General features: G+C 62.5%; 23 protein-coding genes and 1 pseudogene. 11 read left to right on the forward strand and 13 right to left on the reverse strand.

Going from position 1 to position 26,582, the window contains the following annotated elements; genetic code table 11:
• Positions 1-71 precede the first annotated feature (71 nt).
• The 7 genes from J3A64_RS14750 to J3A64_RS14780 all read left to right on the forward strand — a co-directional run bounded on the left by J3A64_RS14750 (position 72) and on the right by J3A64_RS14780 (position 7,521).
• On the forward strand, positions 72-959 hold the full coding sequence (locus J3A64_RS14750) for a carbohydrate ABC transporter permease (protein WP_011773449.1): 888 nt from the start codon (positions 72-74) through the stop codon (positions 957-959).
• A complete protein-coding gene (locus J3A64_RS14755) occupies positions 959-1,924 on the forward strand; it encodes a carbohydrate ABC transporter permease (protein ID WP_210064684.1) in 966 nt (321 codons plus the stop codon). The genes J3A64_RS14750 and J3A64_RS14755 overlap by 1 nt, the downstream gene beginning before the upstream one ends.
• Before the next feature lie 10 nt (positions 1,925-1,934).
• Entirely contained in the window at positions 1,935-3,332 is a 1,398-nt protein-coding gene (locus tag J3A64_RS14760; protein WP_210064685.1) for a NosD domain-containing protein, read from the forward strand.
• 69 nt (positions 3,333-3,401) lie between these two features.
• Entirely contained in the window at positions 3,402-4,490 is a 1,089-nt protein-coding gene (locus J3A64_RS14765; protein ID WP_210064686.1) for a LacI family DNA-binding transcriptional regulator, read from the forward strand.
• A gap of 46 nt (positions 4,491-4,536) precedes the next feature.
• Complete coding sequence (locus J3A64_RS14770) at positions 4,537-5,490, forward strand: carbohydrate kinase (RefSeq protein ID WP_210064688.1); 954 nt, start codon at positions 4,537-4,539, stop codon at positions 5,488-5,490.
• Positions 5,483-6,985, forward strand: coding sequence for a glycoside hydrolase family 32 protein (locus tag J3A64_RS14775; protein WP_210064689.1), 1,503 nt, complete (start codon positions 5,483-5,485; stop codon positions 6,983-6,985). Before J3A64_RS14770 ends, J3A64_RS14775 begins: the two co-directional genes overlap by 8 nt.
• Before the next feature lie 5 nt (positions 6,986-6,990).
• Positions 6,991-7,521, forward strand: a complete 531-nt coding sequence (locus J3A64_RS14780) for a GNAT family N-acetyltransferase (protein WP_011773443.1) — start codon at positions 6,991-6,993, stop codon at positions 7,519-7,521.
• 8 nt (positions 7,522-7,529) lie between these two features.
• Here J3A64_RS14780 and J3A64_RS14785 read toward each other — a convergent pair whose 3' ends face one another.
• Both J3A64_RS14785 and J3A64_RS14790 read right to left on the reverse strand, forming a co-directional pair.
• Positions 7,530-9,665 carry an amylo-alpha-1,6-glucosidase gene (locus J3A64_RS14785; protein ID WP_210064691.1) on the reverse strand — a complete coding sequence of 712 codons (2,136 nt, stop codon included), beginning with the start codon at positions 9,663-9,665 and terminating at the stop codon, positions 7,530-7,532.
• Positions 9,662-10,717: a glycosyltransferase family 4 protein gene (locus J3A64_RS14790; RefSeq protein ID WP_011773441.1), complete on the reverse strand. Its 1,056-nt coding sequence runs from the start codon at positions 10,715-10,717 to the stop codon at positions 9,662-9,664. Before J3A64_RS14790 ends, J3A64_RS14785 begins: the two co-directional genes overlap by 4 nt.
• Before the next feature lie 147 nt (positions 10,718-10,864).
• On the opposite strand from J3A64_RS14790, the gene J3A64_RS14795 reads away from it, so the two are divergent.
• Positions 10,865-11,563, forward strand: a complete 699-nt coding sequence (locus J3A64_RS14795) for a DsbA family oxidoreductase (protein ID WP_210064693.1) — start codon at positions 10,865-10,867, stop codon at positions 11,561-11,563.
• Between the two features lie 97 nt (positions 11,564-11,660).
• On the opposite strand, the gene J3A64_RS14800 is transcribed toward J3A64_RS14795, so the two are convergent.
• From J3A64_RS14800 to J3A64_RS14820, 5 genes and pseudogenes are all read right to left on the reverse strand, one after another.
• On the reverse strand, positions 11,661-13,199 hold the full coding sequence (locus tag J3A64_RS14800; protein WP_210064695.1) for an alpha-N-arabinofuranosidase: 1,539 nt from the start codon (positions 13,197-13,199) through the stop codon (positions 11,661-11,663).
• Between the two features lie 49 nt (positions 13,200-13,248).
• Positions 13,249-14,151 carry a carbohydrate ABC transporter permease gene (locus tag J3A64_RS14805; protein ID WP_011773438.1) on the reverse strand — a complete coding sequence of 301 codons (903 nt, stop codon included), beginning with the start codon at positions 14,149-14,151 and terminating at the stop codon, positions 13,249-13,251.
• Between the two features lie 2 nt (positions 14,152-14,153).
• Positions 14,154-15,074, reverse strand: a complete 921-nt coding sequence (locus tag J3A64_RS14810) for a carbohydrate ABC transporter permease (RefSeq protein ID WP_011773437.1) — start codon at positions 15,072-15,074, stop codon at positions 14,154-14,156.
• 36 nt (positions 15,075-15,110) lie between these two features.
• Positions 15,111-16,444, reverse strand: a pseudogene (locus J3A64_RS14815) (extracellular solute-binding protein).
• 185 nt (positions 16,445-16,629) lie between these two features.
• Entirely contained in the window at positions 16,630-17,631 is a 1,002-nt protein-coding gene (locus J3A64_RS14820; RefSeq protein WP_011773435.1) for a LacI family DNA-binding transcriptional regulator, read from the reverse strand.
• 107 nt (positions 17,632-17,738) lie between these two features.
• On the opposite strand from J3A64_RS14820, the gene J3A64_RS14825 reads away from it, so the two are divergent.
• On the forward strand, positions 17,739-18,425 hold the full coding sequence (locus J3A64_RS14825) for a TetR/AcrR family transcriptional regulator (RefSeq protein ID WP_014920713.1): 687 nt from the start codon (positions 17,739-17,741) through the stop codon (positions 18,423-18,425).
• Between the two features lie 126 nt (positions 18,426-18,551).
• On the opposite strand, the gene J3A64_RS14830 is transcribed toward J3A64_RS14825, so the two are convergent.
• The 3 genes from J3A64_RS14830 to J3A64_RS14840 all read right to left on the reverse strand — a co-directional run bounded on the left by J3A64_RS14830 (position 18,552) and on the right by J3A64_RS14840 (position 20,357).
• On the reverse strand, positions 18,552-19,199 hold the full coding sequence (locus J3A64_RS14830; RefSeq protein ID WP_011773433.1) for a LytR C-terminal domain-containing protein: 648 nt from the start codon (positions 19,197-19,199) through the stop codon (positions 18,552-18,554).
• 22 nt (positions 19,200-19,221) lie between these two features.
• Complete coding sequence (locus J3A64_RS14835) at positions 19,222-19,521, reverse strand: type II toxin-antitoxin system VapB family antitoxin (RefSeq protein ID WP_011773432.1); 300 nt, start codon at positions 19,519-19,521, stop codon at positions 19,222-19,224.
• Between the two features lie 161 nt (positions 19,522-19,682).
• The gene (locus J3A64_RS14840) at positions 19,683-20,357 is read right to left on the reverse strand and encodes a hypothetical protein (RefSeq protein ID WP_238324499.1); all 675 of its coding nucleotides are present in this window, start codon (positions 20,355-20,357) and stop codon (positions 19,683-19,685) included.
• Positions 20,358-20,622: 265 nt separating this feature from the next.
• Here J3A64_RS14840 and J3A64_RS14845 point away from each other — a divergent pair, with 265 nt between their 5' ends.
• Positions 20,623-21,543, forward strand: a complete 921-nt coding sequence (locus J3A64_RS14845) for a hypothetical protein (RefSeq protein ID WP_210064697.1) — start codon at positions 20,623-20,625, stop codon at positions 21,541-21,543.
• Between the two features lie 67 nt (positions 21,544-21,610).
• Positions 21,611-23,200 carry a stealth family protein gene (locus J3A64_RS14850; RefSeq protein ID WP_374100565.1) on the forward strand — a complete coding sequence of 530 codons (1,590 nt, stop codon included), beginning with the start codon at positions 21,611-21,613 and terminating at the stop codon, positions 23,198-23,200.
• On the opposite strand, the gene J3A64_RS14855 is transcribed toward J3A64_RS14850, so the two are convergent.
• The 3 genes from J3A64_RS14855 to J3A64_RS14865 form a co-directional block, all read right to left on the reverse strand.
• Complete coding sequence (locus J3A64_RS14855) at positions 23,178-24,161, reverse strand: phosphodiesterase (protein WP_011773428.1); 984 nt, start codon at positions 24,159-24,161, stop codon at positions 23,178-23,180. The two genes, J3A64_RS14850 and J3A64_RS14855, sit on opposite strands and share 23 nt — an antisense overlap.
• Before the next feature lie 142 nt (positions 24,162-24,303).
• On the reverse strand, positions 24,304-24,786 hold the full coding sequence (locus J3A64_RS14860) for a glutathione peroxidase (protein WP_210064698.1): 483 nt from the start codon (positions 24,784-24,786) through the stop codon (positions 24,304-24,306).
• A 77-nt stretch (positions 24,787-24,863) separates the two neighbouring features.
• Positions 24,864-26,474 (reverse strand): M23 family metallopeptidase, encoded by a 1,611-nt coding sequence (locus J3A64_RS14865; protein ID WP_210064700.1) that lies wholly within the window; start codon positions 26,472-26,474, stop codon positions 24,864-24,866.
• Between the last annotated feature and the right edge of the window lie 108 nt (positions 26,475-26,582).

A 26,582-nucleotide genomic window follows, 5' to 3' on the forward strand; every position in this document is an offset into this window, starting at 1 on the left:
GACTCCGCGGCCGGCACCCGGAACCATAAACCCCGTGCCGGCCGCGGCCCCAACCAGCAGAAGAGAAAATCGTGCGCATCTCCGATCGCCGCTTCGCCCTATACCTGATGACCCCGGCGGCTTTGTTCCTTGGCGTCTTCGTGGCTTACCCGCTGTTCCGCCTTATCGCCGACAGCTTCTACAAAATCTCCCCCATTGCCGGCGGCCCCCGGGACTTCGTCGGATTCCAGAACTACGTCACGGCCTTCGCCTCCGAAGCCTTCATGGGCGCAGGATGGCGGACCCTGGCTTACACCGTGGTGGTCGTAACCCTCGAGTTCGCCCTCGGCCTGGGAATGGCGCTCCTGTTCACCACCCTCGGACGCAAATCCCAAATCTGGCGAACCGTCTTCCTGTACCCCCTGATGATCGCGCCGATCGTTGCAGGTTTGCTGTGGAAGTTCCTCATGATCGATAACTTCGGCCTCATAGGAACCCTCCTGCATCAGGCGGGTATTCTTTCCAATCCGAACCAGATCGGTTGGTTGTCAGATCCGAACATCGTGCTGTTCTCAGTGGCCGTTCCAGACATCTGGCTCACCACCTCCTTCATGTGCCTCGTCTTGTTCGCCGGACTGCAGAACATCCCCGGTGATCTGATTGAAGCTGCACGCCTGGACGGCGCCAGGGCCCCTGCCCTCCTGTTCCAGATCATTCTTCCGCTCCTCCGCCCGGTGATCGCAGTGGCGTTGGTAGTTCGCGGGATCGACGCCGCACGCGCCTTCGACACCATCCTGATCCAAACCAACGGCGGCCCCCAGTCCGCATCCGAAACCATGAGCCTGCTGATCTACCGCACCATGATCCGCTTCGGCGATCCCGGCCTGGCCAGCGCCATGGGCACCATCTACCTGCTGGCGATGCTCGCCGTCGCATTCTTCGCGGTGGCCACCATCTGGCGGCCAGGAAAGGACAACTGATGACCTCCCGGACCGCGATCAAACGGAACCAAGCCACAACAGAGGGCGACGTGACAAGCCAGGGCGAACAACCGACGTCGAACGCCGCCGCGTTGAACGGCCCGCGCAAGCGCCGCGGAGTCAACCGCGAGGGCCTGGAAGCAGGGCGCCGAAGCACCCGGATCATTCTGTGGATCCTGCTGGCCGTGGCCATGGTGCTATATGGCTTCCCGTTCCTGTACCTGCTGTTTACGTCCTTCAAGACGCCGATCGACACCATCGCCGTCCCGCCCACCATCCTCCCCACGGAATGGACGCTGGAGAACTACGCCAACGCGTTGGGCCGGAGTGGAGTTTTGGCCTCGTTCATCAACAGCATTCAGACCGCCGTCATCAGCACCCTGCTGTCATTGGTCCTGGCTATCCCGGCCGCCTACGGCATCACGCGCTATAAGACTCCCAGCGGCCGCGTGTTCATCATGGCGGCACTGGTAACACGGATGGTCCCGCCGGTGGCCATCGGTATTCCGCTGGCATCCATGATGTCCTCCGTAGGCCTGGCGGACACACCCATCGCCCTGTCCATCGCCCACACCACCATCTCCCTGCCGTTGTCCATCTGGCTGATGTCCAGCTTCTTCGAGGCGGTCCCCCGCGACTTGGAGGAAGCGGCAACGGTGGATGGTTGCAGCAGACTGGGTGCGCTCTGGCGGGTAGTCATCCCGGTGGTCTCCGGTGGCATCGCCGTCACCGCGATCTTCGCCTTCCTGGCGTCGTGGAACGAATTCCTGTTCGCGCTCCTCATGACCGCAATCCGCTCGCAAACAACGCCCGTGGTCATCGCGAACTTCCAAACCCAGTTCGGACTGGACTGGGGCTCCATGACCGCACTCGCGGCCGTCTACTCCATTCCCGTTATCCTCCTGACACTGCTGCTGCAGCGCAAGATCGTTGCCGGCATGACGCTCGGCGCGGTTAAGGGCTAAGGAAGGAACCATGTCCAACAGCAATTATTACAACGTCACCACCTGGCCCATCGGCGATCCGTTCACGGACGTTGGTGAAGTCATCAACAGCATCATCGCGGACATCAAGGACCGGCAAACGGCCACGGATGAGAACGACGGCGGCAAGCCGGGAGCGGTGATTTATCTTCCGCCCGGCGATTATCGCCTCCGGACACAGGTAGTCATCGACGTCAGCTTCCTCAGGATTGAGGGCTCAGGTCACGGCTTCACGTCCTCGAGCATCCGCTTCAACGTTCCCGAGGCCGAATGGCCCGATCTTCATGAGTTGTGGCCTGGCGGGAGCCGCGTCATGGTCGACATTCCGCTCCGCGACGACTTACTCAGGGACGACGAATCCCAGGGTGCCGCCTTCTACGTTGAACGAAGCGGAAGCCCAAGGATCAGTTCCGTTGAGTTCTCCAACTTCTGCATCGACGGCTTGCACTTCACCTTGGACGGGTCCGAACTGCCTGCGGAGAACAGTTACGTCAACGGCAAGACCGGCATTTATGTGGCGAGCGCCAATGACTCATTCCGGGTCAATGGAATGGGTTTCGTCTACCTTGAGAACGCGCTCACCATCTGCAAGGCAGACGCCCTGTCCGTCCACGACAACTTCATTGCTGAATGCGGAAGCTGCATAGAACTCCGCGGTTGGGGCCAGGCCTCAAAGATCACGGACAACTTGATAGGGGCCGGCTTCAAAGGGCACTCGATCTACGCCCAGAACCATGGCGGTCTCCTGATCGCCGCGAACAACATCTTCCCCCGCGGCGCCAGCAGCATCCACTTCGAAGGTGTCACACGTTCAAGCGTCTCCAACAACCGCCTGCATTCGTTTTACCCCGGAATGGTGGTTCTTGCGGAGAGCAGCTCAGAGAACCTTGTGTCCACCAACCATTTCCTTCGTGACCACGAGCCGTGGACGCCGTTCCTGGGAGTCGACAACGGGCGCGATGACCTTTACGGGATCCTCCGCATCAGTGGCAGCAATAACTCAGTGATCGGCAACCACTTCTCCGAGGTTGTGGACGCACAAAGCATCCGGCCGTCAGGGGCCACGCCGGTGATCATTCGTTTGGCCGAAGGGACAGGAAACTTCGTCTCCAACAACCACGTGGTGGCCATGGACGTTCGCTCTGAGTCGAGTGACTCCTGCTTCTCGGCCCAAGTGGATGCCTTGTTGACCACCGGAGCTTCGGACGGACTCGCAGTAACGGCGGTGCTGGTCGACTCCACCTCGGCACGGAATACCATCCTTGACTCCGGGAATGACGCCGAGGTCATCGCGGACAGGGGTGCCAATGCTGTGAGGGCCACGCCCACCGTGGGCTTTGAGGCAGCAGAGGCCACCCAAAGCAGCCAGGGCGCGGGTATTCCTCGATAGCCTACTGAGACCAGTAAGCGGACGTAGGATCAGCAACAATCATCAACACCTTGAGGACGTGGGAAAGCAATGACCAAAAGATCTGTCGGTATCAAAGACGTGGCCGCCGCAGCCGGTGTCTCTGTCACCACCGTCTCCCATGTCCTCAATGACGTTGCCTACGCCCGCGTAGGCACCGAAACGAGGGAACGGGTCCACCAAGCGGCTCAACAGCTCGGTTACGGGCCCAACCGACTGGCCCAGGCCCTTCGCACCCAACGTTCGGGGATGATCGGTTTCATCAGCGAAGAGATCGCCACCACTCCGCACGCAGGCCGGATCATCCTCGGGGCCGAGGAAACAGCACGGGCACGTGGGTACAACATCATGATCATCAACTCCACCAGCACCGGTTCCCAGGACTCACGCGAAAGCGACGTCGCTGATCTGTTGGACCGGCAAGTGGATGGCATCCTGTACGCCACCATGTATCACCGGAAGCTGTCCCTTCCCAAGAATCTCACCGGTGTTCCGGCGGTCCTCGTGGACTCCGAGGACATCAACCGCTCCGTTTCAGCAGTCATCCCCGACGAAGCCGGCGGTGCACGCCTCGCGGTGCAAACCCTGATCGACGCCGGTCACACGCGGATCGGCATGATCAACAACACCGATGACGTACCGGCAACGCACTCCAGGCTCAAGGCTTTCCAAGACACGCTGGCCGACGCCGGGCTGACGTTCCATGAAGAGCTGGTCCACTCGGAACTGTCCGAGGTGCCAGGTGGCCATGAAGCGGCACTGCGGGTTCTGCAATCGCCTCACCGCCCCACGGCCATCTTCTGCTACAACGACCGTATGGCCATGGGTGCTTACAGGGCAGCCGGGGAACTTGGGCTGCGAATACCGGAGGACCTCTCCATTGTGGGATTCGATAACCAGCAGCTCATCGCGGAAAATCTTTACCCATCGCTGACCACTGTGGCCCTTCCGCACTATGAAATGGGCGCGTGGGCAACCAAAAACCTGATCGATGCCATCGAGGGAAAAGCGGACTTGCAACTGTTGACGGCCCATCCCACCGTTCTTCCCTGCCCGTTGGTCCTGCGCAATTCCGTCGCGTCCCCGCAGCCCGGGCCTCGCGAAGGCAGTGCAGAACAGATTGCGCGCACCACCACCTGACTTCCACCGCGTCCGGCTCGGACGCGCCCACCACGAAGGATCATCAATGCACAGCCGCCCTGTCCCCTCCTGCCCTGAAACGGACGTCGTAGTAGTTGGCGAAGCCCTCATCGACGTCATTGACACAGCGGCAGGAGCCGTCGAGTTCCCGGGCGGTTCCGGGCTCAACGTTGCCTTCGGGCTCGGTCGCCTGGGTATCAGCACTGCGTTTCTCACAGCATTGGGCAAGGACCACCGCAGCGCGCGGATTCAGGAGCACTTGGCGAGCGCTGGCGTGTCCATGATGCCGGGAGCCGAACACCTCCCCAGGACGTCAACTGCCAGGGCGATCCTGGACAGGGACGGCTCCGCGGAGTACGAGTTCGACTTCCAGTGGGATCTCCCCGCTATCAGTCCGACGTTCCTCCCGAAGGTACTGCACACAGGGTCTTTGGCCGCGTTCATGGAGCCCGGGGCAACTCAGGTCCGCTCCGTCCTGGAACTGTTCTCCGGCCGCTGCACCATCACCTACGATCCCAATATTCGCCCCACGCTCCTCCCGGACCACGCTGCAGCCCTGCAAACCTTCGAGCGCACCGCGGCACTGGCTACCGTGGTGAAACTCAGTTCGGAAGACGCCCTCTGGCTCTACCCGCGGTGGTCTCCTGCCGCCGTCGGGCGCCACCTTCTTGGCCTGGGGCCGGAAGCGGCCATCATCACCGATGGCGGGTCAGGGTCCTATCTATGGTCCAAGACCGCCGAGGTCCATGTGCCGGCGCCAGCTGTGGCGGTTAAAGATACTGTCGGCGCGGGCGATTCCTACATGTCCGCCCTGATCGCAGGACTGGTGGAGAACCCGCAGGCCGTTTTCGACGACGCCGACCTCACCAGGCTGGGAACGGCGGCTTCCCTCGCTGCGGCCATCACCGTGGGACGGCACGGAGCCAACCCGCCAACGCGGGCCGAACTGAGCGGATCGCTGGAACTGGCACACACGTCCCGAAAGAACTCCAATGACTGATACAACCACTCACCCTGCCGGTGCCGCCCAACTTATGAGCCGGCCCGCACTCCACTACACGGCCACCAACACCTGGCTGAACGATCCCAATGGGCTGGTGTACTACCAGGGTGTTTATCACCTCTTCTACCAAAACAACCCGTTCGATAACGTCTGGGGCAACATGTCCTGGGGTCACGCCACCTCAGAGGATCTACTGCACTGGACCGAACACCCGGTTGCCATCGCCTGCGACGAGCAGGAGGACGTGTTCTCCGGCAGCGTGGTGGTGGACGAAGATAACACGTCCGGTTTGGGCACACTGGAGAACCCTCCGCTGGTTGCCATCTACACCAGTGCTTTCAAGGAAGGCTCAGGGCTGCAGGGGACCCAGGCACAGTCGCTCGCCTTCTCCACCGACTCGGGCATGACGTGGCAGAAGTACGCGGGCAATCCTGTCCTCAACCGGGGCTCGGCACATTTCAGGGATCCCAAGGTGTTTCGCCATGAGGGCTCCGACGGTGCTTTCTGGGTGATGGTTGCGGTGGAGGCCCAGCATCAGCAGGTTGTCCTGTACCGTTCCGACGACCTCAAAGCATGGGAGTACCTGAGCACGTTCGGCCCCGCCAATGCCACCGGCGGCGAATGGGAATGTCCTGATCTGTTCCCCCTTCCCGTGGACGGGGATCCCCATCAGCTCAAGTGGGTGCTGGTGGTCAATATCAATCCCGGTGCCGTGGCAGGCGGATCGGGAGGGCAGTACTTTGTGGGCCACTTCGATGGCGTCCGATTCATCGCTGATCCCGATTCCCTGGTTCAAGCCAGTGCAGACGGAACGGTGAACCTCCCGGATTGTCTTTGGTTGGATTGGGGCCGCGACTACTATGCGGCCGTCTCTTTCAGTAACGCTCCCAACAACCGCCGGATCATGATCGGATGGATGAACAACTGGGATTACGCCAACTCCCTCCCAACGCAGCCGTGGCGGTCAAGCATGTCACTGGCACGTGAGGTGGAACTGACCACGATCAATGGACTACCCCGCTTGGTCCAGCGCCCTGTTCTGTCCCCAGGTTTCGGGAGGAACATCCACACCGTGCAGGACATGGAGGTTGGTTCTTCCCCTCTCGCCCTGCCGGACTTTGACACCGCCCAAGTGATCGATGCCGACATCCTGCCGGGTACGGCCCGGGTTGTCTCGTTGACACTTTTCGGGGCCACCCGCCTCAGTTTCGATGCCGCCACTCACCAGCTCACCTTGGATCGCCGAAACTCCGGTCACACCACATTCCACGAAAAGTTCGCTTCCACTGAATCGGCACCTGTGGTTCTGGAGGACGGCATCCTGAGGCTCCAAGTGATCGTGGACCATGGCTCCGTGGAGGTCTTCGCCCAAGGCGGCAAGGTTGCGTTGACCGATCTGGTGTTCCCCGGCCCAGGGAGCGTGGGCACCGAACTGAGTGCGGAGGGTGGCACAGCAACAGTACGGAAACTTACCGTCTCGGCCGTATCCTGACTCCTATGACCGAGACCATCCGCACCGCCACAACGCACGACGCCGGGAAGCTGGCTGAGCTTGCTGCCGTCACCTTCCCGCTGGCGTGCCCGCCGGGCGCCTCACGGGCGGACATCCAAGCGCACCTCGAAAAGACGTTGAGCGAAGCCAACTTCACGGACTACCTCGCCGATGCGAACATCACCATCCTGGTGCTCGACGACGGCGGGCAGCTCAACGGGTACACCATGCTGGTTGCCAAACCGGCCAGCGACCCCGACGTCGCGTCCGTGCTCTCGGCGCTCCCCTCCACGGAGCTGAGCAAGTGCTACGTCCACCCGGAGCACCACGGCAAAGGCGCTGCATCGCGACTCATCAGCGCCTCGATCGCTGACGCTGCAGATAAAGGTGCGTCAGGAGTCTGGCTCGGCGTCAACAGCGAGAACGCGAAAGCCATCCGTTTCTACGAAAAGAGCGGTTTCCAGCGGGTGGGCACCAAGTCGTTCAAGCTCGGCGACTCCGTAGAGCACGACTTCGTGATGGAGCACGCGCTCTAATAAGGGAACTAGCCGAACAAGTCCCCCGTCAGTGGCGGTCGAGGATCGGAGCGCAGTTCAAGCCCGGCCGGTAGCCCACTTACCGTACCGGACGAACCGGAGGCTTGCACAGTGATCCGCGAGCGCCCCAGCAGCACGTTCTCCGCTCGGAACGACCCGTAAGCGTCCGGCAGGATCGGCGCCAGGTGCAGCACGTTCCGGGTGAAATCAGGGTCGAACCGCAGCAGGATCCGGGCGAGTTGAACGGGTGCCGCAGCCGCCCACGCTTGGGGGGAACACGCCGTCGGGTACGGTACCGGCTCCGCAAAGTCGCCACGGTCAAAGCCGCAGAAAAGCTCCGGAAGCTGACCGCCGAAGTGTTCGGCGGCGTCGAACAGTCCGCTCGCAACCCGGCTGGCTTCCTTCACGAAGCCGTACCGCATGAGTCCTGTGGCCACGAGCGCGGTGTCGTGGGGCCACACCGAGCCGTTGTGGTAGCTGACGGGGTTGTACGCGCCCATGTCGGACCCCAATGTCCGGATGCCCCACCCGGTGAACATCTCCGGGGACATCAGCCGCTCGGCCACCAGCGGTGCCTTGTCCTCGTCCACGATGCCCACCCACAGGCAGTGCCCCATGTTGGACGTGCAGGAGTCCACGGGCTTCTTGTCCTTGTCCAGCGCCAGCGCGAAATAGCCCTGGTCGGGGAGCCAGAACGCCTCGTTGAAGGCGGCTTTCAGTGTTTCGGCGCGGTCGGCGCAACGGCGTTCGACGGCGGTATCGCCCGCCGCGCGGGCCAGCAGGGATCGGCCTACGTAGGCTGCGTAAGCGTAGGCTTGCACCTCGCAGAGGGCTATTGGCGCTTCCGCCATCCGGCCATCGGCGAAGTTGATGCCGTCCCAGGAGTCTTTCCAGCCTTGGTTGATCAGTCCGTGCTCGTTGGGCCTTTGGTATTCGATGAAGCCGTCGCCGTCGCGGTCTCCGTACTGTTCCAGCCATTCGATGGCACGGTCCGCGTGCGGGAGGAGGGAGTCGATGATGTCCGAGCCGAGGCCCCATCTGCTGAGCTCGCCGAGCGTGGAGACGAACAGGGGCGTCGCATCTGCGGTTCCGTAGTACGCGGTCCCGCCCAGCGAGAGCCCGGCGGTCACGCCGAGACGGACCTCGTGAGGAATGCGCCCGGGTTCTTCCTCGGAATCTATGTCCACTTTGCTGCCTTGGAGCGCGGCCAAGGTCTGCAGCGTTCCGGCCGCCAGACGCGGGTCCACCATGAGTGACATGTAGGACGCAAGGAGGGAGTCGCGTCCGAACAGTGCCATGAACCAGGGCGCTCCGGCCGCCACCGCCACCCGGTCCGGATGCTCGGGATCAAAGATGCGCAGCGAGCCCAGGTCGCGTTGGCTGCGCTCCAGGACTTCCTCCACGTTGGCGTCCGTCACGGCGATCCGGGGAACATGCTCTTCCCAGGCGACGTGGCGGCGGACGCCCGGGGTGTGGTGCAGCGGGGTGGTCTCGGTGAAGGGATCGTTGGGCCCCTTTCCGTTGACCAGGGGAAGGGCGATGATGCTGGTGGACCATTGGCTGCGTGCGGGGATGCTGATGTGGAACCGCAAGCCGTCGTTGGACACTTTGGCGCCGGAGGCCCGGAATGCCACTCCCCTGCGTTGGCCGCTGGAGTGGAGCGAATCGATGTGGAGCTCCTTCTTGTGCGCCTTCTTCAGGGGGGTGGCGGCTTTGTTGGTACGGCCTCCTTTGACGTCGAAGAGGTCGGCGAGGTCGGCGTCGATCAGCAGTTCAATCTCGCACGGGGCATCCTGTCCCGAGTAGTTCCGGATGGTGATGTCGTCCCGGAGGCCCGCCCCCACGTGCCGTTGATGCTGGACTACCAGCGGACTGTCGAACCTGCCGTCAGCTGAGCATGCCCGGCCGACGTACTCAGCCTGGAACGCGGTGGGATTCCGAGCTACCAATGGCTCCCTGAGCGCCCCGTTGATCCGTAGGATCCAGCGCGAAACGATCCTCGTGTCCTGGTAGTAGGCGCCTTGGGAACCGCCTCCGTGAATGTCACCCGAGTGCGAGGAGATACAGAAGGATGAACCTTCCACGACGGTGACGGCACCCAGCTCTGACGCCCCGGCTTCGGTGTCTTCGTTCCAAGCGGTCATGGCCGGAAGGCCTCCTCGGGAGTCTTGCTTGAGGGCTTGAATTGTTTGATCACCTTGGCGTAGAGGTCCAAGTGGTCTGCCGCCATGCGTGTGGCGTTGAAATATTCATCCACTGAGCGCCGGCACTCCGCCCGGCTCAGCTGGGCCGCCGCCTCCACGAATCCGGGTAATTCGTCGATCCCACCGAGGTACCCGGTGACGCCATGCCGGACAATTTCGGGAGCAGCACCCATGGGGGTGGCCACCACTGGAGTTCCCGTGGCCAACGCCTCGATCATCACCAGCCCGAACGGTTCGTGCCACTGGACAGGGTTGATGAGGGCTGACGCACCACGCATGAGCTCGTATTTTTCCGGATCGGAAAGCTCACCGAGCAATTCTTCCTGCGGCCCGAGGACTGGCTGGACCATGTCCCGGAAGTACTCCTGCTCATCCTTGGCGTGCATCTTGGCTGCGATGCGCAGTGGCACTCCGGCTTCCCGGGCAACAGCCACCGCCTCCAAGAGTCCCTTGTCCGGGCACATCCGCCCCACGAAGCACACGTATCCGCCATCCCCTGCTCCGACAGAAACACTGGAAAGGTCGAGTCCATGATGGATGACTGCCGAGATCCGGAGGTCCTGCACCCGGCTGCACTGGTCGTGTGAGATGGCGATGATGGCGGTGTCCTGGGCCATGTCCCGGTACAGTGTTGCCGCCCGTGGCGAGAGCTGCCCGTGAATGGTGGTTACTACGGGAATATCCAGCGGGCGGTGGGCGTACAGCGGGCCGGCCATGGTGTGATCGTGGATGATGTCCACTCCGCCCATATCTCGGTAAGCCTTAATGACATGAGCCAGCTCGCTCAGCGTTAGGCCTACTTCTTCGGGTTCGCTGGGTCCAAAGCCCGGAAGCTGCGGGACAGGGCAGATGCTGTCCGATGCCGCCGCCAACAGAACGTCGTGTCCTGCGTCCACCAAAGCCCGCGCCAAAGCGTCCACGACACGTTCGGTTCCGCCGTATTTTTCGGGCGGCACGGTAAACCAAGGGCCGACGATAAGTCCGATGCGCATGCTAGAGCCTCCGCGCAAAACCCCCAGTCCAAGGGCTGGCTTCATAACCCGTTTCAAGAATATTGGGCTTCGGGTGGAACAACAACGGGTGAGCAAAATAACAGTCGTGTAAGGAATGCCGGGCTGTCCTGGCAGGTTGTCCAGATCATGAAGATTGAGATCTGGTCAGACGTCGCGTGCCCGTGGTGCTACATCGGCAAGCGCCGTTTTGAGACCGCCCTGGCACAGTTCCCGCACCGCGATTCCGTGGACATCGAGTGGAAGAGCTACCAGCTGGACCCCTCCGTTCCCGAGCACTACGACGGCACGGAATTGGACTATCTCAGCAATCGCAAGGGCATGGCCCCTGAGCAGGTCAAGCAGATGTTCGCGCACGTCACGGAGACGGCTAAGGGCGAAGGCCTGGATTATCACTTCGACAAGGTTGTGGTGGCCAACAGTTTCACAGCCCACCGCCTCATCCACCTCGCGGCATCCCACGGACGCCAGGACGCGGCCAAGGAACAGTTGCTCAGCGATCACTTTGAGCACGGCAAGGACATCGGGAACCAGGAGTACCTCACGGAACTCGGCGCCTCCCTCCAGTTGCCGGCAGATGAAGTCGCCGAGCTGTTCATCTCTGACAAGTACACGGACGCCGTCAACCAGGACATCAACGAGGCCCGCGCCATCGGCGTCACCGGCGTCCCGTTCTTCGTCATAGACCGCAAGTACGGCATCTCCGGCGCCCAACCCGCGGACCTTTTCAGCCAGGCCCTGAACCAGGCGTGGCAGGAAGCCAACCCGCTGATCCCGGTGGGCGCTTCCGATGCCGAGGCCTGCGGCCCGGACGGCTGCGCAGTCTAAGTAGCCCCCGCCGTCGTGCATCAACCCACGTAGGTGACGGCAAACGTCGCAATGAGCGCTCACTGCGACGTTTGCCGTCACTCAGCTGGGTACGCGGCTAGCCTTTCACCACATCAAGCTCGACGACGGCCCAGGACAATGCGGGCAGCGTCAGGCGCAGCTCCGAACCGGTCGCCTTCACACCTTCCAAGGCAGTCAGGCCAACACGGCCCGGCTGATCCTGGGTGTTGATGGTGAGGCGGTCGCCCCCTTCGGGGATTTCGAGGACCTCGGCGCGGAGCACCTGGCGGGCATCGAAACCGCGCAAGGCAACCTCCACGTCGGCAGCCTCTTCCAAGCCGCGGTTCGCGAAGAACAGTGCCACCCGGCCCGTTTCCTCGTTCCACGTAGCGCTGACGTCCACCAGGTCCGTGTCCCCGAAGCGACTATTCGAGTACTTGTCCGAGTCCACCGAGAGCCGCAGGATCTGGCCCTTGGCGAGCTCGGCCATCCGTGCGAACGGGTGGAAGATGGTCTGCTTCCAGGCCGGACCGTTTTCCTCCGACAGGATCGGCGCGATCACGTTCACCAGCTGCGCCTGGTTGGCGATCTTCACACGATCACCGTGGCGGAGCAGCGAATTGAGCAGCGTCCCCACCACCACGGCGTCGGTGACGTTGTACTTGTCCTCGATCACGCGGGGGTGCTCACGCCAACCGGCCTTGATCACGTTGTGCGGCTGGTCTTCGGTGTCCAAGCCGCGCTGGTACCAGACGTTCCACTCATCGAAGGACAGGTTGATGTGCTTCTTGTGCTTTCCCTTGGCACGCACCGCGTCCGCGGTAGCGATCACGGATTCGATGAAGTAGTCGGTGTCGACGGCGGAGGCCAGGAAGCTGCCGACGTCGCCATCGTGCTCCTGGTAGTAGGCGTGCAGGGAAACGTAATCCACTTCGTCGTAGGTGTGCGTCAGGACGGTCTGTTCCCAGGCGCCGAAGGTCGGCATTCCGGAGTTGGAGCTGCCACAGGCCACCAATTCCAGCGAGGGGTCCACAAAGCGCATGGCCTTGGCGGCTTCCTGTGCCAGGCGTCCGTACTCATCGGCGGTCTTGTGGCCGATTTGCCACGGGCCGTCCATCTCGTTGCCCAGGCACCAGAGCTTGATGTTGAACGGGTCTTTGTGGCCGTTCTTGGCGCGGAGGTCGGACCAGTAGGTTCCGCCGGGGTGGTTGGCGTACTCCACGATTTCGCGGGCCGCGTCCACTCCCCTGGTGCCCAGGTTGATGGCTTCCATGATTTCCGTACCGGCTTGCTTGGACCAGTCCACGAATTCGTGCAGGCCGAAGGCGTTGGTCTCCACGGTGTGCCAGGCCCCATCCAGGCGGCGTGGCCTGTTTTCGCGGGGACCGATGCCGTCTTCCCAGTTGTAGCCCGAGACGAAGTTGCCGCCGGGGTACCGGATGACAGTGGCGCCCAGTTCCTTGACGAGCTTCAGGACGTCCTGGCGGAAGCCGTTCTGGTCAGCTTCGGGGTGGCCGGGCTCGTAGATGCCGGTGTAGACACAGCGGCCCATGTGCTCCACGAAGGAGCCGAACAGGCGGCGGGGTACCTCGGCAATGGTGAAGTCGCGGTCGAGGGTGATGCGTGCGCGGGACATGTATCTCCTTGGTTGTGTTCTGAAACTGTTGATAAGTGGAAGGTGCCGGTCAGGTTCCGGCGAGTCCCGTCGTCGCGACGCCCTTGATGATCTGGCGCTGGAAGAACAGGAATACGACGATCAGCGGCAGCGCGGCGAGCAGTGCGGACGCCATGTTCTGCGCGTACTGGATGCCGTAGGCGCTCTTGATGGTTTGCAATCCGACCGGGAGGGTCAGCAGGTTGCCGTCGTTGGTGGCGATGAAGGGCCACAGGAAGTTGTTCCACGCGCCGATGAACACGAAAATCGCGACGGCGGCCAGGATGGGCCGGGACAACGGCAGGATGATCTGTGTGAAAATCCTCAAACGGCTGGCACCGTCCATGACGGCCGCTTCTTCGAGTTCGCGCGGGATCTGATCGAAGAACTTCTTCAGCACGAACACCATGGCTGGGTGAATGACCTGCGGCAGGATGATGGCCCACGAGGTATCAATCAGGTTCAGCGCGAGCATTTGGTAGAACAGCGGGATGATCAGGACGGGCGGCGGAATGATGATGGACGCGATGATCGCCGTCATCAGCACCTTCTTGCCCTTGAAGTCGATCCTCGAGAGCGCGTAGGCAACCAAAGCAGAGATCACCAGGGTGATGGCCGTGATGGCCGCAGAGGTGTAGAGCGAGTTCCAGGTCCACAGCGGGATGTTGCCGTCCTGGAACACCTTCACGAACGCTTCGGGAGTAAAGCCCGACGGCGGCAGCCACGTGACGTCCGGGGCTGCGGCATCCGTCTCGGTTTTGAAAGCGGTGGCGGTGGCCCAGCCGAACGGGATCAGCCACAGCACCGCAATGAAGGCAGCGACGACGATGGCGGCGATCCTGCCGACCGTCAGCTTCTTGCGTGGCTGGCGGATCTTGAGGCTGTTGCTGGTGGTTGTACGTGGTGCGGGACGGGTCAGGGTAGGGGTTGCCATGGTTATGCACTCCTGCGACGGGTAATGACGAACTGCATGATGGAGATGACCACGATCAGTCCGAAGAAGATGTAGGAGATGGCTGCCGAGTAGCCCAGCCGGTAACCGGTGAACCCGGTTTCGAAGATGTACTGCACCACGGGCCGGGTGGAACCACCGGGGCCTCCGGCGGTCATCTGGTACACCTGGTCGAAAATCTTCAGTGACGCCAGGATCTGGAGCAGCACGATCATCACGGTGGTGGGGGTCAGCTGCGGGAGCGTGATGGAGAAGAACTGGCGCCATGCTCCGGCGCCGTCCAGCGATGCTGCCTCGTAGTGCTGGGCCGGGATGTTCTGCATCGCAGCCAGGTAGAGCAGGAAGTTGAATCCCACGGTCCACCACAGCGTGGCGATGACGATTGCCCACATGGCCACGTTGGGGTCATTCAGCCAGGCAACCCTGGGGAGCCCGATGCCTGTCAGGAACTCGTTGATCAGGCCAAGCTGCGGGTTGTACATCCAGGTGAAGAACAACGAAACCACCGTGGAGGCCAGGAGGTACGGCGCAAAGTAGGAGAGCCGCCACAGCCACTGAGCCGGAAGCCCGATGTTGAGCAATGCGGCCATGACCAGGGCAACGAGGACCAACGGGACGGTGCTGATGACCGTGAAGTAGAGGGTGTTGCCCAGGGAACGCCACATATCGGCGTCGGCCAGGGCTTCGGCGTAGTTCGCGAAGCCAATCAAACTGTCGTTGGCGCCGGTGAGGGACTTTCCCGTGAGGCTCATGTAGAAGCCGTAAATAATCGGCCAGACGAGGAAAACGAGGAAGAAAACAAGGAACGGGGTGGCGAATCCCCAGCCGCTCAGATTGCTTCGGGTGCGGCTTCCGGGTTTGCGCAGGCTCTCCGGCCTCGGCCGGGACAGCGTAGAGGTACTCATTGAAGAACTCCTTTGGTCGCTCGGTACGTGGGCCGGTCAGACCGGGTTGGGACGGGAGAGGAGGGTGTTGGTGCGTTGCTCGAAGGCATCCCATCCTGCGGCTGCCTTGTCCCTTCCAAGGAGGACGTTCTGCACGTTCTCCGCGAAGTAGGTCTGCCAGTCCGAGCCGGAGCCGCTGAACCAGGACTCGGGGTCGTAGGCGATGATGTCCGCCGCGTTGGCGTAGTGGATCTGGGGCGTGAGCTCACGGTAGGCCTGTGATTGGACCACTGGCTGGTAGCCGGGGATGTGTCCCGCTTCTGCCCAGGACAGCGAACCCTTGAGGACGTCCGTGACGAACTTGTAACGTCTCTGCGCTTGTCCTCGTTGAGGTTTAATTGGCGCGGGAGGACAAAGGAGTGCGAGTCCGCATAGGAGGCCGGGGTCCCGTAAAGAGTGGGAATGGTGGCCGCATCAACGGGTATTCCGGCTTTCTTCATGGTGGGCAGTTCCCATACGCCACTGAACAGCATTCCGGAGCCGCCGCGGGCAAACTCCGCGATGCCTGTGCTGATGTCTCCGGCCTGGGCTGCGATGGTGTCATCAAAGAGGGAGGCCATGAACTCCAGCGATTCGATGGCCGCGTCCCGGTCCACCTTCATGGGCTGGCCCGGTGTCAGTTCCATGTCCACGCCGTGCTGCTTGTAGAGGGTGTAGAACAGGCGCCACATCTGCGAGCCGCTGCCCAGGTAGCCGAAGGATAGGCCGTGGGCCTTGGTCACCTTCTGCATTTCCAGCGCCATGGCTTTGAACTCTTCCGGCGAGCGCACTTCCTGGAGCTGGCCGTTGCTGCCCAAGAGTCCCGCTTTGCCGGCTACGTCGGTGTTATAGAACATGACGAATGGGTGGGAGTCCAGGGCTATGGAGAAGACCTTGCCGTTGTGTTGGCTCTTCTCCCAGATCCTGGGAGCGAAGTCGGAGGCCGTGACGCCATTCTCTGCAAGCAGGTCCAGGTCCCACGGCTCAATGAGTCCACCTGGCGCATACCCGGGAACCCGGCTGGCATGCATGATGGCTACCTCTGGAGGACGCCCGCCAGCGGAGGCCATGGCCAGTTTGGTGTAGTACGGCGGACCCCATGCAAGCACTGTGGGGTGCACCTTGAAACCGGCATTGGCCTGGTTGGCGCTGTTGATCATGGCCTGCATCTTGATGCCATCACCGCCGGAAAGGAGGTGCCAAAACCCGATGTCCTGCACTGCGGCGGCCTGGGCTGCGCCTCCGCAGCCGGTGAGGCCTGTGGCCAGGAGGCCGCCGCCCAGAAGGGCCGATCCTGTCAATAACTGTCTCCGGGACAACTGTTTCCCGGTCAAAGATTCAAACTGCTTCACCCGTCACTCCTTTGGATGGGTCCGCTGAAAGGTCACTGCTCTACTGCTCAAAGTCCGGCTCCGTTGCGTCCCCACGCTCGGGTAAAGGTTGGCCCGGGGGTGACGCAGGTCTCACATTACATCGATGTAATAGGCAGGGCAAGGGAAAATTGTTAGCGCGCACAATTTAATGCGGGGCTATCGTTTCAGCCCTTGCTGCTGTCCCGTTCCACGATGCTGTAATCGATCTCCACCAAGCGCTGACCGTGGGACCTGTCGGACATGCGTTCGGTCAGCAGGCGCAGGGCTTCCGTGGCAATAGCCCGTTTGTCGAAGGACACCGTGGTCAAGGAAGGTACCGCAAAGCGCCCGTCGATCACGTCGTCGAAACCGGCTACCGCGATGTCATCCGGAACGCGCACTCCCCTCTTCCACAAGGTATTCAGGGCGCCCAGAGCCATGGAGTCGGTGAAACAGAACAGAGCCTCGGGCAGGGGATTCGCGTCCAGATACTCTGCCAGTGCTGAAGCGGATGACGCGGGCGTCCAACTGTCGCAAGAGATCAGCAACGACTCATCCTTGGCAATACCCAGCATCTGGAGTGCGGCTTCGTAGCCGCCCGCCCGCTGGATCGCCGTGGCGGATTGCCTTCCGCGATTGACACCCAGAACCGCAATACGCGTTCGCCCGGGTCTGGCCAGAGCCAGGGTCATGTCCCGCGCCGCCGCGAAGCTGTCCACGAAGACACGGTCGGCCAACTGCTGCTTAACTTCCCCCAGGAGGACCACTGGAGGGAGCGCGACACCCACTTGGACGGCGCTCTCCTTGAGCACAACGGGGTTGAGGATCAGTCCGTCGATGAGGTTGGCACGCGCACGTGTCATCAACTCGTGCTCACGCTGCGGGTCAGAGCCGGTTTCCTCGATCTGCACGCTGAAGCCTTGCTCGTGGGCAACCTCCACAATGCTTTGGGCAATCTCCGCAGAGAAGGGGGTAGCCAGATCCGGCAACGCCAGTCCAATGACACCTGAGCGGCCGTTCCGCAGTCCGCGGGCCGAAAGATTGGGGACGTAGTCCAGCTCCGCCATGGCCTGCTCTACCCTGAGCCGCGTGGGGCCACTAACGGGCACGATCCCGTTCATCACGTTCGATACCGTCTTAGGCGAGACCCCTGCACGGCGCGCGACGTCCTTAACCGTTGCGCGCAAGACGCCCCCTAGATGCTTGTTATGCGTTTGCTGACGATGTTACCGCCCGCCTCGTCAGTCACCGCGTCGGGCACCCGTTTGCTGACAGATCACTGTAAAGTGTCTATATGCCCAGGATCACGGCCGCCACGAATGCTGCCCAACGTGCCGAGACCCAACGTCGGATTCTGACCGCTTTTGGAGAGCTCCTCTTCACCCATGGCCTCCCCGGGCTCACCATGACGGACGTCGCCCGACACGCAGGCGTTGGACGCACCGCGGTCTACAACTATTACGCGGACATGGAACAACTGCTCATCGCGTACGCCTTGGACGAGACCGAGCGTTTCATCGTGGACCTCCGGGATTCGCTGGCCGCCCTGGAAAACCCCGTGGACAGGCTTGCGCTGTATGTTCGCGCCCAGGTGGAGGATCTCAGCCGCCGCCACTTGCCTCCGGGTCCGGCCATGGCCGCGGTCCTCTCCCCCGGGTCCTTCGCGAAGCTCGCAGACCATGTGGGCGATCTCAACGTCCTGCTTCAGGACATCCTCCAGGACGGGGTCCGGCAGGGATACCTTCCAGACATCGACGTCGCCCAGTTGGCGCGACTCATTCACGGGACACTGTCCGCCAGCGCCGCACGACGCAACCGAACGCCCGACGGCGACACTCCCCCGCCAGCCCCGACCTCCGACGTCGAAGCCCGCACAGCGCAGACAGTGCGGTTCATCCAGTTGGGCGCAGGGGCCCGCTTCGACGAAGCCGGCCGGCCATTGCGCCTGGAAGAGCCGACCCACGACGCCCTGGCGGGTTGAGCAACCCGTTACAACGGACACCTTCCGATTCGTGGGCTAACTGCACACGATGCCGTTCGCACGGCACGAGGCGCAGCTACCCATCGAAACGGGCAAGCTCATCAAGCACTCATCAAGCCCGGCTAGCTACTGTGCGGCTGGAAGCGTGGGGATAATGGGCCACTTGGAGTTGTCCGCGATCCGCAGGTCCTCACGCGGGCACTGCAGTGTGCCCGGGGTCTGGTCCACCAGCTGGGCTTCCACCAATCCCTCGAAGCCAGGCGTGAGAATGACGTCCACCGACTCGTCCTCGCGGTTGTCCTCGAAGTAATCCGTACCGGCAAGGTTCCGCTGGACGTTGAACGCCGCCGCCTGGCCCTTGACTCCGGAGACCACCACGCCGATGCCCGAGTACGCGGTATCGCTGTTGTCCACCGACGCCACCTTGTAGCCACGGGCCGTGAACTGGTCTGCCACCGTGCCGGCCAGTCCTCCGCGTGACGTGGCGTTGAAGACATTGAGTGTCACGGTCTCGTTCGGGACGTAGTCGAACTGGGTGGTGGGACAGAGACTGGTGGGCGCTTTGCTGGCAATGGAGCTTGGAACCTTGACCACCCCGTTCATGATCGCCCACGCACCCACGGCACCGGCCGCTATGACGCCAACCAGGAGGACCAGGACGATCCCATGGAACAGTCGCCGCCCGAAGCGGCCCTTGTGCGCCTGGGCGTCCTCGGCAAAGGTTGCCCGAAGCTCCGGGCCTGTCACCACGCGGTGACCGTGGAGCTGCGTCACATCCTTGGGACGCCTGCGCTTACTAGCCATCGATCACCAATACACGTGCGTGAATGGCCGTCCTCTGGTGGAGAGCCGTGCGAACCGCCCTGTGAAGCCCGTCTTCGAGATACATGACGCCTTGATACTGGACGACGTGCGGGAACAAATCACCAAAGAAGGTTGAGTCCTCAGCCAACAGTGCCTCCAAATCCAGGGTCCGTTTGGTGGTAACCAGTTCATCCAGGCGGATAGGGCGCGGGGGAAGGGCAGCCCAGTCCCGCGGCGCAGAGTATCCATGGTCAGGGTACGGGCGTCCCTCGCCCACAGCTTTGAAGATCACTCTGCAAGCCTATGGAAGAAGCCGCCCGAACGGAACTTGTGACCGGCAGCACAGGCACGTTGTAGCCAAAAGGTGACTATCAGCTTCTGCTCCAACCATGGGCTCACTCTACTGACGCGGTTCCCATCGTCCCGCGCGAGGACCTACCCCCCCGCGCTTGCTCAAAGAGCTGCGCACGCCGCCTTGGTGACGGTGAAGTCCACACTCTTGGCGCTTCCCTCGAATGTGTACACGTACTTCATCTTGATACCGGCATCAAGAATTTCTTTCGTCGATGTGGCTGCACATACGGTCGGAAGGACCATGCCGCGTACGGACTCTGCGCTGAGTGTGGACGGGTCGACGCTGGACGAGAGGACGAGGTCGTAACGGATCGCATCGCCTTCGGCCTCGATTCCAGTCAAGGAGGTGACGGAGTCCACTTGCATCGGGAGCTCTCCCTGAAGATCGCGCGCTTTCTCGACAACGGACTTAACTGTGCTCTCGACCGATGGGGATGAACCGTTGAAGGCTCCTGACAGGGCGAGAACGGCTCCGAGCATGAGCAGGCAAATGTTCAGGCCGTTCAGAATAAGGACAATCCAGCCACAGATTCTCCCGAATGGAGCCCGCACCCCCAGGGCCTCGGCCTTGGCGGCATTCCTGATCGCCAGGGGACCAAAGATGACGCCGAAGAAGAAAATCCCGATGACGGCAAAGGTTGTGGCTTTGGACCTGAACGCGGCGCCCTCTAGGTCGGGGAAGAAAAACGGCCCCTCTTCCTGTCCGTCGTCAGCCTCGCGCTTGGGATAGTTGGGTGGCGTAGCGTGGGGCTGCTGGGCGAATTCGTGGGCCATAGTCCGGTCTCTCTCGTACATCATCGTTGGAAGGTCTCTCCAGAGACTACGGGCCGGATACGACAGCCCTTTGTCACACGCCCGCTGACCAGAGGGCCGTATCTCTGGCACGGCGATGAAAAGGTTGGCGCGCTGTAAAGGCTTGAATCTCGGCTTCGACTGAACGTGCCACACCGTAAGCATGCCGTCACCGAAGAATCTCCTCCACAGGCGTCACAGACGTCACAGCTGTGAAGCGAACCTCCGGGACTGACAGAATGGGGTCATGACTCAACCGCTGCAAGGTACTGACCGGACCGCTGCCCGCGCCACGCCAGCTTTGGCGTTGCTGCTGGATGTCGATGGCCCTATCGCCAGCCCTGTGACGCGCGACGTCAAGCCGGACATCATTGCGGACATGGTGGCCCTTGCCTCGGCCGGCATCCCCGTCATTTTCAACACGGGCCGCTCGGATGCCTTCATCAGCGAACAGGTCATGGGGCCGATGATCGAGGCCGGAATGCCGGCTGATACCGTCATCCACGCCATCTGCGAAAAGGGCGCCGTCTGGTTCAGCTACACCGCGGCCGGCCCTGGCCCCATCCACGTGGACCACGAACTCGCCGTGCCCAAGGCATACGGGGATGACATCCGCAGGCTCGTTGCCGAGGACTACTCCGCGCATATGTTCTTCGATGAGACAAAGCGCGCCATGGTCTCCGTGGAGCAGCACGTGGACGTGGCCAGCGAGGATTACCTGGCCGAACAGAAACTCTTCGACGCCGATGCCCTGGACATCATGGGACGCCATGGCCTCAACGCCGCCATCCTGGACCACCACGCACCTGGGTCCGATGACACCGCGGATTACCGCCTGGACCCCACCATCATCTCCACGGACATCGAATCCGTCCGCCTGGGCAAGGACCTCGGAGCCAGCCGCGCCGTTGAACTCCTGGCAGCGCAGGGCATCACCCCGCTCTCCTGGAGGACAGTGGGTGATTCCCGTACGGACTACGCCATGGCAGACTGGCTTCACCACAACGATCACGATGTGAAGCACGTGGACGTCCGGCCCGCAGATGGCGTACCGGTGAAGCCTTACACCATCCTGACGGCCGCTGACCTGGAGCTGACGGACGACGTTATCCACGACGACGCCGGCGGCGCTTTCCTCCGCAGCTGGCGTGAGGCACTTTCCATCTAAGTTCCAGCGCAACATAGTTTTAGAGTTTCAGAGCAACCCGCACCGCAACGATCCCGGAGATACAGCCATCACACAAGCACAGGTCGATCCGATTTACCACGGCAGCCCGTCCATCGAAGAGGACACGATTGCCGAGGCAATCTCGCCTGCCGTCGTCGCGCATCTTAAGCACAGGTCCGACGTCGTCCGTCACCGCGGGCGGTACGCCCTGGTCAACGGCGACCTGACCCCGCAACAGGCCATGGTGTCCGATCTTCTGGCTGTCCGGGCCGCCTTGGACGCCGCTGGTGTGGACTTCATCCTGGTGCGTGGCAATGATGAGCGGCCTGTTATTGCGGTTGACTGGGAGTCGCGGAAGGACGTCCGTGAGGCACTGGTCACGGCGTTCCGGAATGAGCCCTTCTATTCCATGACCGTGGACGCCAAGAAGAAGACCTCCATGTTGGTGGCCGACGGCGATCTCACGGCTAACCGGAAGGCCCGCATCTTCCGCCTCTATCGGCCGCGCGTCGAGATCGGTGGCGGTCTCTGGTACGGCCCGGCCTTGGGCGTGCAGCTGGAGCTGTGGCGGTTCGAAGGCGATCACTTGGAACTGCCCGTAGAGAACTCCCTGACCCGCCGCACCATGCTGCGCCAGGACGCGGTGCGCGGCACAGTTCAGCGGCACGGACTGACCTGGCCCACCATCGAGAACATGTTCGCTGATCACGCCAGCGACATCGACTTTGACATCGACATCGTCTTCTCGTGGGTGGACGGCAGCGACCCCGAGTACATCGCCAGGAGGCGCGCGCAGCAGGCCGAGGCTGTCCTCGGCGAGGGCGACGATCATGAGGCACGCTTCCGGCAGATCAACGAGCTGAAATATGCGTTGCGTTCGGTGCACATGTTCGCGCCGTGGATCCGGAGGATCTTCATCGCCACGGACTCCCCTGCACCGGAATGGCTGGCCGACCACCCGTCGGTGACCATTGTGCGCAGCGAGGAATTCTTCGCCGACCCCTCCGTGCTGCCCACCCATAATTCGCAGGCCGTGGAATGCCAGCTGCACCACATCAAGGGCCTCTCAGAGCACTTCCTGTACTCCAATGACGACATGTTCTTCGGCCGTCCCGTGGGCCCGGACATGTTCTTCACGCCCGGCGGCATCACCAAGTTCATCGAAGCGGACACCCGCATTGGGCTGGGCGAGAATGACGCCGAACGCAGCGGCTTTGAGAACGCCGCCCGGGTGAACCGCAGGCTCCTATGGGAGCGCTTCGGCAGGATCACCACCAGGCACCTTGAGCACACCGCGGCGCCGCTGCGCCGCAGCGTCGTGGCCCGCATGGAGAAGGAATTCCCGGCCGAGTTCGCGAAGACCGCCGGCAGTCGCTTCCGGGCCGCGGACAACATCTCGGTGACCAACTCGTTCTACCACTACTACGCCTTGCTCACCGGCCGTGCCGTCACCCAGACCAGCGCCAAAGTCAGATACGTGGACTCCACCATGTGGGCCGGGCTCCACTACCTGCCCAAGCTTCTGGCAAAGCGCCACATGGATTTCTTCTGCCTGAATGACGGCAGTTTCCCGGAGGTTGAAGCCAACGAGCGCGCCGACCTGGTGACCGACTTCCTGGAGAAGTACTTCCCCGTCAAGGCGCCTTGGGAGAAGTAAAAGCTCCGGGCGAAACAAGCGGGAGCGACGAGGTGTGCGTGCCCGGTGAGGTGTGGGCCCCCACCCTGGACTCGTGCGGAATGCGGATGCCGGCCTCGGCCAGTCGCCGCTGTACCTCTGCTGCGTCCACCGGCTCACCCACGGTCACACCACCGGACATCGGCACTATCGAATGCACAATCGTGTGTTCGTAAACGTGGATCATGTTGTAGGACTGCGCTCCGTCGCGCCCTCGCTGTCCACCTGCGCGCACCGCCAGGTCCTGGGTGTAACACGTGGCGGAGGCAACCGAAACCGGGATGCCGGCGAAGCTCGCCGTCGTCGAGTAATGCAGGTGGCCACCCAGGATAGTGCGGACGTCCGTATTACGCACGACGGCGGCCAGTGCGGCTTGGCCGCGCAACTCCACCAACACGGCGAGGTCCTGCACGCACGGGACAGGCGGGTGGTGCAGTGCCAGGATGGTGCCGTCCGGGGCCGGTGTGGCTAATTCGGAGGCCAGCCAGTCCAGCTGGGATTCCGACAACTCACCGTGGTGATGCCCCGGAACCGTGGTGTCCAAGGTGATGATGCGGAGTCCGTTGACAAAGTAGCTGCGGTCTACCGGGTCCTGCGGCTTGCTGGCCTCGGAGGCGTCAGCGAACGCGGACCGGAAATTTGCGCGGTTGTCGTGGTTGCCCATGGCCCAGATGGCCTTGGCACCCAGTGAGTCGCAAAGAGGTTCGATCATCTCGCGGAGACTCTCGTAGGCTTCAAGCTCGCCCTTGTCCGCGAGGTCTCCGGTGAAGATGATGGCCGCGGGCCTGATCCTGGAGGCCACGATCTGCTCGCAGATCTCCTGTAGCCTGGCTGCGCTGTCCACCGAGCCGTGGAGCGTGCCCGGACCACCTACCAGGTGAAGATCGCTCAGGTGCAAAAGCACATGACCTGGTTTGGGGTATTCGGCCTCGATGAGCTCCATAGCTTCGCCTTAGCGTTTGGTGGGAGACGGCGCCTCCCGTATCAATCCAGTAGTCCCAATCCAACCAGACAACAAGCCAACAACCGGCTAACTTCCGGCGGAATGTTGGAAAATTACTTTTCCTCCTTTCGGAATCGGCGGCTTACAACAGCGCCTTTTCCACTGCTTCCATAAGGTCTTCGGAGTCAGGCTCCACTGCGGATGGGAACCTTGCTACGAGTTCACCCCCGCGATTTATGACGAACTTCTCGAAGTTCCACTTCACCTTGGCCGGCTGCCCGTCCTCGTCCCGGGTCAGCTCCGCGAACAAGGGATGCTGCTGCTTGCCAAGGACGTTGGCTTTGCTGGTGAGCGGGAAGGTCACACCAAAATTGCGTTCACAGAACTCGGCGATCACGTCATCAGCGCCGGGCTCCTGCCCGCCGAACTGGTTGCAGGGCACGCCGAGGATTTCCAAACCCTGCGCCCGATACTTGCCATACAGCTCTTCCAGGCCCGCGTACTGGCGCGTATAGCCACATTCGGAAGCGACGTTCACCACCAGCACCGCTTTGCCCTCGAACCGGCCGAAGTCCGCTTCGGTGCCATCGTTGAAGGTGAGGGGAATGCTGTACAGGCTGGTCATGGGATTCGCTTCCTGACGACGTCGTCTGGCGGGATTGCCGCCATCGAGCTTACGGGAGCTGACTCAGGTAGAGAAACCTAGGGCGTCGGAATGATGAGCGAGGACAACGGCACGATCACGCCGTCCGGCCGCTGCACCAGGTCTGGTGCGATCAGGATGTATCCGGGCGGAAGGACCACTGCCGGCAGCGACGTCGGGAGGACAGCAACCGGTGCGGGCGCCGGAGCGACCGGAGGGGCAGGAGCTGCCGGAACCACGGTCTGGGTCACTACCGGAGCCTGCTCCACGATGACCGGTGCCGGGGCAACCACAACCGGGGCCGGCTCCACAAGGGCCGGAGCAACGGGGGCTGGGGCAACCACAACCGGGGCCGGCTCCACAACGGCAGGCGCAACGGGTGCAGGAGCCACCACAACCGGGGCAGGCTCAACAACGGCCGGAGCAACCGGTGCCGGTTCAACAACTGCCGGAGGGACGGTACTGGTTTCCGGGGCGGTGGTCGTCGACGGCGGTGGAGTCGTGCTGTCCGTCGGAGTCGGCGTCACAGTGGTCGTCGGGGTTGGCGTCACAGTGGTCGTCGGTGTCGGCGTGACCGTCGGCGGAGCCGTGACCGTCGGCGTCGGCGTTGCCGTCACGGAAGGTGAGGGCGTCGGCGTCGTGGTTTGAACCGGCGTCGTAGTTGCTGGCGGAGTGGTCTGGGTGCCGCCAGGGCTGCTCGGGGGGTTAGCTGCCGGCGGAGTGGTGCCGGACGGTGCCGCGGGTGGAACAGGAAGCGGTTCGTCGTGTTCGTGCTCTCCACCGATGACGGCCCGGGTGGTGCCATCCGATACGGGAACGGCCCACTGCGGTGTGGCCGAGGTGCCGGTGCCAACGCCGGGCTGGTAGTTCACCATGGCGATGGTTTGCAGCGCATCAACCTGCCGGATGGGCAACAACGACCAGTTGGCGGGGTCAGTGTGCAACCCGTTCACGATCGTCTCAAAGTGCAGGTGGCAGCCAGTGGACCAGCCCGTGGTGCCAACCTCTGCGATGACCTCGCCCACCCGCACCGACTGGCCTTGCGTGACTCCTATTGCCTGGAGGTGGTTGTACGTGGTGACCAGGCCGTTGCCATGCTCGATTTCAACACGGTTGCCACCGCCCCATACATGCCACCCGACGGCCCGCACTACACCGGCGTCGGCTGCGTAGACGCGGGTGCCGCAGGCTGCTGCGTAGTCCTGGCCCCAGTGGAATTCTCCGGCAAGGCCCGTCAAGGGGCTGTAGCGGTAGCCGTAGGAGGAGCTCTTGTTGAGGACCTCAAGCGGTGAGTACAGGCTCCCTGCGGGTGGTCGCGACAGGCCTGCGGAGGCGACGGTAAGGCCCGTGGAGCCGTCCTTGCTGACGGTACGGACCAAGGCGCGGTCGAAGTAGACCATGGGCGTGCCGGGGACTTGTTCCGGGGGTTCGGGCATGGTGTCGATCACCAGCGTTTCGGCCTCCGGCGGCACCAAGGTGCCTAGGGCCGTTGGTTCAACCACCCCCTGCGCCAGTGCTCCACCAACGGAGCTGCTGGAGACGGAACTTAGAGGTTGGAACCCAAACGCAAAGAAAGCCAGGACGGCCAGGCTTCCCGCGATCAGAACGCGATGGAAGCCTACGGTGCGGATCAGGTCTACTGCCCGGTCTGATTCATGATGCTTGCCCACAAAACACTCCCCAAAGCCAGCGGCACCAAACCCCAGCCTGGCGTGCAAGCACCATTGTTGCGGGAATGGAAGCGAAAATAAAGGCTTACCGGGTGCCATCCAACGAAA

This window comes from Pseudarthrobacter sp. PvP004 (assembly GCF_017876035.1).
Lineage (GTDB): Bacteria > Actinomycetota > Actinomycetes > Actinomycetales > Micrococcaceae > Arthrobacter > Arthrobacter aurescens_A.